The organism is Paenimyroides tangerinum (assembly GCF_003865405.1).
In the GTDB taxonomy this organism is placed as follows: domain Bacteria; phylum Bacteroidota; class Bacteroidia; order Flavobacteriales; family Flavobacteriaceae; genus Flavobacterium; species Flavobacterium tangerinum.
Genome location: NZ_RQVQ01000059.1, coordinates 1 through 11,328, shown reverse-complemented (window position 1 = coordinate 11,328; position 11,328 = coordinate 1). Strand labels below are relative to the sequence as shown.

Below are 11,328 nucleotides of genomic sequence, written 5' to 3'. Positions count from 1 at the left end.
TTTCTTAACTCCAAACAAAACGTCTTGATAGGTTAAGTCAACAAAATCATCGAAAGGTTGTACATCATCATATTCAATTGGAATTATGATTTTCCGTTTGAATCAACGAAACCATATTTATTGTTTTTATTCGCAACGAGAAAGCCTTTTTCTGCATAGGATAATTTGTCTATATTTTTAATTTCGATAGGTTCCTGATTTTGATTGTTTAGGAAATAAAATTTACGATTCGCTAAAAATCTATCACCCCTGACGAATCAATATATTGACAAAGTTTCTTTAGTTATTATAGCAGTTAATGATTTTAATATTCCAATTAGACAATTAGCTGATATACTTTTGAAAAATAATAAAAAATTGATTATTATTAATTCCTTCCCAATATAAGAAGAAGTAAATATTTTAAAAGTTAATAAAGGTTACATTAACAAAATTGGAAAATTACAAAAGGATAATCGTGATTCTTTAGATATTCTAATGATTAAAAAACTAGCTAATGAATATAAAAATGTTTTTTACTATGATTTGTCTAAGAAGCATTTTTTCGATAATGCTCCATTTTACAACGACACCTTAATTTATTATGATTCAAACCATTTAAATCATTATGGTTCAACAAAACTAGCTGATGAAATTGGTGACGATTTTTATAATTTTTCAAAAAACATTTTGAATAAAGCCAAATAATTTATCAGCGAAGAAGCAACCTATTTAAAGAAATTTTCTTTATTATTTTACATAGCCTTGTTTTTGTATTGCTTATTTGTGATATAGGTTGATTTTTATCAATCCTTTTTGAATTTTCTTTGAAAAAAAACTTCCAAATCTTATTTTGTCTAAAATTAATGTTAAATTGCTATTGTAATTTTATGTTGTTGTTTAATGATTTAATTTATATTTAATTAATTACTTGTTTGTATGACGGTAACTCGTAAACTTCTGATGTCTTTAACCGGACTTTTTCTATGTTTCTTTCTTTTGATTCATTTTTTAGGCAACACCCAATTATTTCTTCCACCCTCCGAGGCACAGCAAAGTTTTAATTGGTATTCGCATTTTCTTACAGGAAATATTTTTATAAAAATAGTTTCCTATGTTTTATACTTATCTATTTTACTACATGCTGTTTATGCTTGGATTATTACTGCAAAAAATAAAAAAGCAGGAGGTAACTATAAACAAGATGCACGCGGTAGATCTAGTAAATGGAGCAGTAGAAATATGGGGATTTTAGGATTTATCATTTTGATTTTTCTTGTGCTACATTTTCAAAACTTTTGGTATGTATATAAATTTGGTTCAATTGGTTTAGATCCGTGGGGTAATAAAGATTTATATACCGTAGTTGTTACAGCTTTTCAACAAGGCTGGTTGGTTGCTATCTATGTAGTTGCTATGATTGCTCTTGGCTATCACTTAGCTCACGGAATTTCTAGTGGAATTAGAACATTGGGGTTATTCAATCCTAAGTTTGTTCGTTGGGTTCAATATCTTGGAGTAGCTTATGCTGTACTGATTTGTTTAGGATTTGCCTTAATGCCAATCTATATATTTTTCACTTCTAAATAGTTTTTTCGATGAAATTAAATGCTAAAATTCCTCAAGGACCATTAGAAGAAAAATGGTCTAATTATAAAAAAACGGCAAAACTTGTAAATCCTGCTAACCGTAAAAAATTAGATGTAATTGTTATCGGAACCGGATTAGCAGGAGCTTCTGTTGCTGCTTCGTTAGGTGAAATGGGGTACAATGTAAAATCATTTTGCTTTCAAGATTCGCCCCGAAGAGCCCATTCTGTAGCTGCTCAAGGTGGTGTAAATGCAGCTAAAAATTATAAAAACGACGGAGATAGTATCTACCGTATGTTTGTAGATACACTTAAAGGTGGAGATTTTAGAGCTCGTGAAGCTAATGTTTATCGTCTGGCAGAATGCTCAGTGAACTTGATCGATCAAGCAGTAGCTCAAGGTGTTCCGTTTGGTAGAGAATATGGTGGTTATTTAAATAATCGTTCGTTTGGAGGTGTTCAAGTAAGTAGAACCTTTTATGCACGTGGACAAACAGGACAGCAATTACTTTTAGGAACATATCAAGCCTTGATGCGCCAAGTCGATAAAAAAACAGTTCAATTATTCGCTAGTCACGAAATGTTAGATTTGGTAGTGATTGACGATCGAGCTCGTGGAGTTATTGTTAGAAATCTTGAAACCGGTGCCATCGAGCGTCATGCTGCCCATGCAGTAGTGCTGGCAACGGGTGGTTTCGGAAAAATATATTATTTGTCAACTTTAGCAATGGGGTGTAACGGCTCTGCCATCTGGCGTGCCTATAAGAAAGGTGCTTTTTTTGCTTCTCCAAGTTGGACACAAATTCATCCAACTTCACTTCCACAATCTGGAGATTACCAATCTAAATTGACTTTAATGTCCGAATCGCTTCGTAACGATGGTCGAATTTGGGTACCTAAAAATCTTGAAGAAAAACGTATAGCAAATGATATTCCTGAAGAAGAACGCGACTATTATTTAGAACGACGTTATCCTGCTTTTGGAAATCTAGCACCACGTGACATCTCATCTCGTGCAGCGAAAGAACGCATTGATGCGGGATTTGGAGTTGGAGCTTTGAAGAATGCAGTTTATCTAGATTTTTCTAAAGCTATCAAAGAACAAGGACAACCAAAAATAGCCGAGAAATACGGAAACCTTTTTAATATGTACGAAAAGATTACCGGAATCAATGCCTATAAAGAACCAATGATGATTTCTCCTGCAGCGCATTTTTCTATGGGTGGACTTTGGGTTGATTATGAATTGATGACAACAATTCCTGGTTTATTTGCGCTTGGTGAAGCAAATTTTGCAGATCATGGTGCCAATCGTTTAGGCGCAAATTCCTTACTTCAAGCTTCGGTTGACGGTTATTTCATTGCGCCTTATACCATTGCAAATTATTTAGCAGATCAAATTAAAGTCGGGAAAATTAGTACAAAGCATGAAGCTTTTGATAAGGCAGAAGCGGAAGCGAAATTGAAATTAGATCAATTACTTCAGATAAAAGGAAATCAAACCGTAGATTATTATCATAAAAAATTAGGTAAACTATTATATGATTATTGTGGATTAGCCCGAAACAAAGAGGGGTTAGAATTCGCAATTGATGCCATTAATAAGTTACGCGATGAGTTTTATAAGAATGTAAATGTAACAGGTGATTCAGACCGAATGAATGCAGAATTAGAAAAAGCAGGTCGTGTGGCAGATTATTTTGAAATTGGAGTTTTAATGTGTTACGATGCGTTAACCAGAGATGAATCTTGTGGAGCACATTTCCGTGAAGAATATCAAACTCCAGATGGCGAAGCAGAACGCAATGATGCAGAGTTTCAATTTATATCTGCATGGGAATGGCCTGGTTCTTTAGATAAAGAACCTATCTTAAATAAAGAAAACTTGACATTTGAATTTGTTCAACCAACTATTCGTAGTTATAAATAAACCAACTTATGAAATTAAATCTTAAAATATGGCGACAAAAAAATCGTGAAGATCAGGGTCGTATGGTTGATTATACGTTAGATAATGTAAATACGCACATGTCTTTTTTAGAAATGTTAGATACGTTGAATGATGAGCTAATTCGAAAAAATGAAGAACCTGTAGAATTTGATCACGATTGTAGAGAAGGTATTTGCGGACAATGTGGTGTGGTAATTAATGGAATCGCTCACGGTCCTTTAAAAAACACAACCACCTGTCAGTTACACATGCGCGAGTTTAAAGATAACGAAACCATTTTTATAGAACCTTTTCGTGCATCCGGATTTCCGATTAAGAAAGATTTAAAAGTTGATCGTACCGCTTTTGACCGAATCATTTCTGCTGGCGGATACGTTTCTGTAAATACAGGTCAAGCACCAGAAGCTAATTCAATTCCCGTTTCGCACGAAATTGCCGAAAGTGCTTTTGATGCTGCAGCTTGTATTGGTTGTGGAGCTTGTGTAGCTACTTGTAAAAACGGAAGTGCTGCTTTGTTCACTTCAGCAAAAATTTCACAATTTGCTCAACTTCCTCAAGGAAAAGTAGAACGAAATTCTCGAGTTTTGAAAATGTTACATCAAATGGATGCTGAAGATTTCGGTCATTGTTCCAATACAGAAGCATGTGAAGTTGAATGTCCTCAAGGAATTTCTGTTTTAAACATTGCGCGTATGAATTACGAGTACAATCGAGCAAGTTTCTTCAAATCTAAAAAGCATTAATCATGAAATTTCGTTCTCAATTTGGTATAATAGCTTTGTTAATTACAAGTTGTTTACACGCTCAAGAACCCGTTTTTGAAGAGATTGAAGTTAATGTTGTAGAGCCCAAAAAGAAAGAAGAAACGTTTCCTAAGTTAAAATTGGGAGGTGTTTTTCAAGCACGTTATTTAGTAAATTTTAAAGATAATGTAGATGTTAATGGCTTAAATTACACCAATGGAAAAGGGGTTAACAATTCATTTGAAATTAAAAGAATGCGTGTCTCGTTAGCTGCTCGAATTTCTGAAAATTTAGAATTGAATACCTTAATCAATTTAGCTGATTTCAAAAACGATCCCAAAACACGTGTACTAGAAAATGCTTTTGTAAAATATACAATAAGCAAACAATTACAAATCCAAGCGGGGCAATTTAGGCCTCAATTTGGAATTGAGGATTCTCATGCGGTTGATATCATCAAATCTATCGATTGGTCTAATGCTTATTATTTGATGGGAAGCAACGGTTGGCAAAGTTTTCAAATCGGTGTGTCTGCCGGAGGTGAAGTTGATTTAGGAAAAGTTCCTTTTCATTATGCTGTTTCTATAACTAACGGAAATGGGAAAAATACTTTAGATAATAACGATGGCAAACACTACACCGGAAGATTTTCTTTTGATTTAGATAAAAAACATGATTTTACAGTTGGTATAAGTGGTGGAATTGGCGACGAGAATTTAAAAAAGGTTTACGCTTATGGATTTGATTTTACCTACAAAGTAAATTTAGCTCAAGATTGGAGTGTTGATTTTAGAGCAGAAGGTTATCAAGCAACAAACCATTTTTTATATACTTCTGTATTAGCTAGTTTAGGCGAAGAAAATGCTCCTCAAATTAATATAAATGACTATTTATTAGGCGGTTTTTATGTACTTCCGAATTTAAGATATGAAATCGGACATCCGCGTTTTAAAGCTGTTGAATTTTCACTTCGATACGAATATTTAGATGCAAGTACAAAAATCCATTCAAATCCTAGACAAACTTGGACCCCAATGTTTAGTTTAGAATTTCTTAAAAACTATGGTGCACGTTTGCAAGTGGGAATGCAATTCGATAATTATAAAACCAATATTCCAAATACCAAAAATTACAATTCAAGTTTAGGTTTTGTCCAATTTCAATGTAGGTTATAATCAAAAAAGAAATAGTTATGAAAGAAGTTAATTTAGGTAAACTAGCCATTACGTTTGCCGTTGGAGCTGCCATTTGGTTTTGTCCAATTCCAGAAGGTGTTGTGCCAGAAGCTTGGCATTTGTTCGCCATATTTGTAGCCACAATTTTCGGAATCATTTTAAAAGCTGCACCAATGGGAACCATGTGTATGATTGCTGTTGGTTTAACAGCAGGTTTTCAATTGTTAGCACCTGGAGAACCCGGAAAATCAATTACGTTGAGTTTAAAAGGTTTCGGTGATAAAGTAATTTGGTTAATCGGTATCTCATTTTTTATTGCTCGTGGATTTATAAAAACAGGTTTAGGAAATAGAATAGCCTATTTATTTATTAAAGTTTTTGGGAAAACAACTTTAGGTTTAGCCTACGGAATTGGTTTAGCCGATTTGGTTTTAGCACCTGCAATTCCAAGTAATACTGCTCGTGGTGGTGGAATCATTTATCCAATTATGAAAGCAACGGCTTTGAATTTTGATTCAGATCCGCAAAAGCCAGAAACACATCGAAAGTTAGGTTCTTTTTTAACCTTGAATTGTTATTATGCCAATTTAATTGGATCAGCCATGTTTTTAACTGGTACAGCAAGTAATCCAATGTGTCAGAAATTTGCCGCAGATATGGGATTAAAAATCACGTGGATGTCTTGGGCGCAAGCTGCAATTATACCAGGATTGGTTGCTTTTTTATTAATGCCGTTGGTTTTATATAAAATATTTCCACCTGAATTAAAAAAGACTGCTGATGCACCAAGAATTGCAACAGAAAAATTAAAAGAAATGGGACCGTTTAAAGGTTCTGAAATTTTAATGCTAATTACATTTTTTATTCTTTTAGGATTATGGATTACCGGAGATTTATTTAGTATCGATGCAACAACAACCGCATTTATAGGTTTAGCTATTTTATTATTGAGTTCTGTTTTAACTTGGGAAGATGTAAAATCAGAAAAAGGAGCTTGGGATACCATTGTTTGGTTTGCTGTTTTGGTTATGATGGCAAGTTCATTAAACGAATTAGGTTTTATAAAATGGTTTAGTAGTTTAATTGAAGCACAAATGGGTGGTTTGGATTGGCATTATGCTTTCCCAATTATTTTAGGTGTTTATTTCTTCAGTCATTATATGTTTGCGAGTGCTACAGCTCACGTTGCTGCAATGTATGCTGCTTTATTAGCTGTAGGAATTTCATTAGGTGTTCCAGGTTTACTATTAGCTTTAATGCTTGGTTTTACAGGATCATTGTATGGAACATTAACCCATTATGGACATGGACCAGCTCCTGTATTTTTCGGAAGTGGTTATGTAGATTTAAAAGCTTGGTGGATTTATGGTTTAGTAATCGGGTTGTTTTTAATGCTAATTTTTTTAGTTGTAGGAACTTCTTGGATGGGATTAATTAATGCTTATTAAAATAAATATTTTTACCCCTAGTGCATTATAAAATTCCCACAGATACACAGATTTTTACGCATTAAACTATGTAGGATATACAAGTTAGGTAACATATTGAATGCATTGCATTCAAAATCTGTGAAAATTTAATTATTAGTTAATTTTATCTATCAATTTAAATCTGTGCATCTGTGTCAAAAAAATAATTAATTGAATAACAAGTTTTTAATATTTATTAGATAATGCACCTGGGGTAAAAATTAAGAAAATTAATCTTTGTTCGTTGTTAATAAAAACACAAATCGGCTTCTAAAAACGGAAAAGCTGTTTTTTAATTTAAATAAATTTCATTTACTAAATAAAAATTACGGTTCACTAAATACTGATTACTATTTATTTGCAGTAGATATTTTTTATATTTTTTTCATTTAAAACTATCAGATTATATAAAACAACGAAACCCCAAACACAAGAATTTTACAATGGTTTAGTCCATAAAAAAGCAGTAATCCTAAAATTACTGCTGGTTATTTTTATGTTATTATGGTTAGTTTTAGGCTAGATGCCGGAGCAGAGGGAAGTTAAAGTTTAGTTATTTTAGCCAGTTATTTTATTTTCCAGCTTGTATTTTTAAGATTTTCTTCAATGTATTGTTTTGGATTTTTAGAAAATTCATTACCTCTAATTTTTTCAATTAATTCATTTTTTAAATCTAACAATTTATAGTTTTTAGGGTCGTTTTTTAAACCAAATTCACAAATTTCTAATGCTTTTTCATTATCTCTAATGTTATTTCTATAATTAATAGCATTATTAAAAGCTGCCATTGAATTAGAGTGAATCTGGGATGAGGTTAGTTCTTCATCTAAATGATAAGATTTTTCAAAATATTCATTTGCTTTTTTAGCTAAATCAATCCTTCCTTGTTTATTAGAAGTGAAATTTGTTTTGGTTGCTTTATATGTGTACGCTTGAGCCAAGCCTAAGCACACTCGTTGATCTTTTGAGTCTAAAGCGTAAGCTTTTAAAAAATAATTTATACTATTATTAACAATTTCCTTAGCATTTTTTCGTTTTCCAAATCTGCTTTTGAATTCAAGATATCCTAATTCTATATAAGCCTCTAAAAAAGAATTATCTAACTCAGTTGCCATTTTAAATTCTTTTTTAGCTCTTTCATATGAGTCACTATAAATACCGTTTTCTTCAATTTTACCCTTAATTAGATATAAAAATGCAAAGCTTTTATTGTTTTCAATTAATTCATTAATATTTTCTATAGCAGAATCATAATCATAATTAGCTAGTGTTAATGCTTTTAAAGCTTCTTGAGCAGCCACTTTTTGAACTAAATTTTTAGCTTTTGAGCGATGTACTAAATTTAAAATAGTTATATCTTTTGAATTAAATTTATTTTTCTCTAGTAAAAATTTCTCGTAATTCGATAAAATAACAGATTCGTTATCTAAATTCAAATATTGTTTAGAATATAATTTAGCTAGAAAAGGAATAGAATATCCAATAGTTGCAGTTGATTCTAATTTTTGATAGCAAAGTGACATTTTTGTTAAATTTGGAATGCCTGTTATTCCAATTTGGTCAGCTGTATAATCACTAATATAAACCAAATCATCAAGATTTAAAAATTCTTCTTTTTCTGGTAATGAAAAAATATACAATAGTGTTTTTTCAATTTCACTAAGTTTATCAATAGATCCTTTAAAACAAAAACTTAAAATATTTTCATAAGATTTACCATTCTTAATGTTGTTAATTACATTTTGTATAGGTGTTCCGTGTGCAATTTGATGACAAATCAATTGACCAGCAAGAGGCATTCCCTTAGTGTAATTATATAATTCTTCTACATTATCTTTATATAATTGAATGAATTCAGGTTTGTCTTTTCCTGTAAAAATTTTATATTGAGAATTTAAAAATTCAGGAAATTCGTTTTCTTTTTCAAAGCCGTGAAGATTGATTCTAGTTAAATAAAAATCACCAAGTGTTTCTCTTGTTGTAAGTATAATCTTTAAGGTAGGTGGTGAATTTTCTAAAAAAGCTATTAGTTCTGAGTCATTTAATGTTTCTAAGTTATCAATAATCAATAGAACTTTGTTTTTAGACAAAAAATCTATAACAATCTCATCAGGTTCTAAAGATTCTTCAAGGTCATTATCATCTAATAAATTATTTTTTTGAATGAAATCATATATTTCAAGAATAAGCTCTTTATAGTTTGCTATAAATTCACTTAGATCCTTAATGCCGTTAGGTGTATATTTGTTTCTTTTAGAACTAACCCAAATAATGAAATCAAAAGTTCTATTTTCTTGGTCTTTAATTAAATTTGATGCATAATGATGAACAAATGTTGTTTTTCCAATCCCTCCAATTCCATCAATTTGTATAATTCTATTATATGAATGGTTTAATTTATTATCTAAATCAGTTAAATATTCTTTTCTACCAATAAATTCATTATATAGAATAGGTTGAGTTGAAATATTTTCAATTATACCAAAGTTTATACTTTTTTGTTTATAAAAAAGACTGTCAGCCTTGATTGATCTACTACCTCTTCTACAATAAACATCACCTTTTCTAAAAACTGTAATATTTTTATCAGGTTTATTGCCCCAGTTCTTTTTTACGTATTGCCCATCTTTTTTAAATGATAGTATTTCATTTTTAGTAGTTGGGTGGATATAAATTATGAAGAAAAAGTTTGAATCAATTTCAACTGTATTCGTTAAAATATTAATTTCTCCATCAATAAAATTGTCGAATATATTTGAAAGATCAGCATCATCTATTTTTTCGTCACTTCTTTCGTCTAATCCTACCCAGTTAGAATCATTATTTACTCCGTAAATAATATAGCCACCTTTAGAATTTGCGAATGCCAAAATATCTTTTACAAACTCGATTTTATCTTTATTTTCTTTTATTGAGAAAACCTCTTTATAATCTAATTCTGTAAATTCAGAGTTGATTTTATAATCTTTAATTTTTAATACTTGTTCTTCAGAAACCATTTTGAAGTGTTCATTCATACTTTATAAAGTGTCTTTAAATAATTGGTTATAATATTATTCTTCCATAAAACAATCAAGATGAAAGTTTCGTAAAAAAGAACAATTGTTAGTGTTTTGTTTGATTAATGGCGAATGTAATTATTTTTTTGGTAATTTATCAATAAAGTGTTAATTTAAATAAATAAAAAATCGTAGCAACACAAAACGAAGTCGTAGCAACACAAAACAGAGTCGTAGCAACACAAAACAGAGTCGTAGCAATACAAAACGAAGTCGTAGCAACACAAAACCAAGTCGTAGCAACGCAAAACGAAGTCGTAGTAACACAAAACGAAGTCGTAGCAATACAAAACGAAGTCGTAGCAATACAAAACGAAGTCGTAGCAACACAAAACGAAGTCGTAGTAATACAAAACGAAGTCGTAGCAACGCAAAACGAAGTCGTAGCAACACAAGATGAAGTCGTAGTAACGCAATAGTTTGCTAAAAAATAAAATCAATCACTAAATAAGAAAAATTATGGCAAAAAAATCATCAGAAGCACAAATCATTCAGAATTACGGAGTATTATTCGAGAATGTAAAAAAAGACACGATATTAGCCACTGAATTGGCTGAATATGGTTACGATGCGACCGCAATTACACAAGGCGAAAGTTTATACAATACTTTATTGGCTAAATACAGTACCAATAAAACCGAAACAGCCGAAGAAACCACAGCTTATGCCAATTTTAGCACTCATTTTGAGGCATTGGTTGCTGTTTATGCTATCGATCGTAAAAAGGCTAAAATTGTTTTTAAAGGTCAGCCAGATGTAGTTAAAAACCTAGAGCTTGTAGGCAATGCTCCTGTTCGTAATGCCTCGGTTTTAAATTCGATAAGTGTTTTTTACAACGCTCTTCAAAATAATGCAGCTTGGCTTACGTCTTTAAACCGTTTAAGAATTACAGCAACGCACGTAAATGAGCAATTGACAAAGTTAGCTACCACGCAATCTGCTTACGCAACTTACGCGCAAGAAAAAGGAGAAAGCCAGCAAGCTACTCAAGATAAAAACAAGGCTTTTGATGACGTAATTAAATGGGTAAATGAATTCTATGCAGTGGCAAAAATTGCCCTTGAAGATAAACCCCAATTGTTAGAAAGTGTATCTAAATGGGTGCGTAGTTAAATAAAAAAAAACGGCTTTTCTAAAATGAAAAGCCGTTTTTTTATGGAGTCCTTTACTATTAAAATTTGTCGTGTAATTTATTTTTTTAATGTGTAAACTATTAATTAACCCCTAGTGCATTATAAAATTCCCACAGATACACATATTTTTACAAATTAAACCAGCTATGACATACAATTTATGTTACTTATTGAATGCATTGCATTCAAAATCTGTGAAAATTTAATTATTAGTTAATTTTATCTATCAAT

Annotated in this window: 8 protein-coding genes; 7 read left to right on the top strand and 1 reads right to left on the bottom strand. The window is 31.3% G+C overall.

Annotated elements, in window-relative coordinates; all coding sequences use genetic code 11:
* Window positions 1-477: 477 nt before the first annotated feature.
* From EG240_RS15410 to EG240_RS15385, 6 genes are all read left to right on the top strand, one after another.
* Window positions 478-687, top strand: coding sequence for an SGNH hydrolase domain-containing protein (locus tag EG240_RS15410; protein WP_125020239.1), 210 nt, complete (start codon window positions 478-480; stop codon window positions 685-687).
* 231 nt (window positions 688-918) lie between these two features.
* Window positions 919-1,569 (top strand): succinate dehydrogenase cytochrome b subunit, encoded by a 651-nt coding sequence (locus EG240_RS15405; RefSeq protein WP_125020238.1) that lies wholly within the window; start codon window positions 919-921, stop codon window positions 1,567-1,569.
* 8 nt (window positions 1,570-1,577) lie between these two features.
* Window positions 1,578-3,497 (top strand): fumarate reductase/succinate dehydrogenase flavoprotein subunit, encoded by a 1,920-nt coding sequence (locus EG240_RS15400; RefSeq protein WP_125020237.1) that lies wholly within the window; start codon window positions 1,578-1,580, stop codon window positions 3,495-3,497.
* 8 nt (window positions 3,498-3,505) lie between these two features.
* A complete protein-coding gene (locus tag EG240_RS15395) occupies window positions 3,506-4,261 on the top strand; it encodes a succinate dehydrogenase/fumarate reductase iron-sulfur subunit (protein WP_125020236.1) in 756 nt (251 codons plus the stop codon).
* 2 nt (window positions 4,262-4,263) lie between these two features.
* Window positions 4,264-5,436: a porin gene (locus tag EG240_RS15390; RefSeq protein WP_125020235.1), complete on the top strand. Its 1,173-nt coding sequence runs from the start codon at window positions 4,264-4,266 to the stop codon at window positions 5,434-5,436.
* Between the two features lie 17 nt (window positions 5,437-5,453).
* Window positions 5,454-6,884, top strand: coding sequence for an anion permease (locus EG240_RS15385; RefSeq protein ID WP_125020234.1), 1,431 nt, complete (start codon window positions 5,454-5,456; stop codon window positions 6,882-6,884).
* A 587-nt stretch (window positions 6,885-7,471) separates the two neighbouring features.
* Here the strand turns inward: EG240_RS15385 and EG240_RS15380 are convergent.
* Window positions 7,472-9,922: an ATP-binding protein gene (locus EG240_RS15380; protein ID WP_125020233.1), complete on the bottom strand. Its 2,451-nt coding sequence runs from the start codon at window positions 9,920-9,922 to the stop codon at window positions 7,472-7,474.
* Window positions 9,923-10,423: 501 nt separating this feature from the next.
* On the opposite strand from EG240_RS15380, the gene EG240_RS15375 reads away from it, so the two are divergent.
* The gene (locus EG240_RS15375; protein ID WP_125020232.1) at window positions 10,424-11,077 is read left to right on the top strand and encodes a hypothetical protein; all 654 of its coding nucleotides are present in this window, start codon (window positions 10,424-10,426) and stop codon (window positions 11,075-11,077) included.
* The last annotated feature ends 251 nt before the right edge of the window (window positions 11,078-11,328 follow it).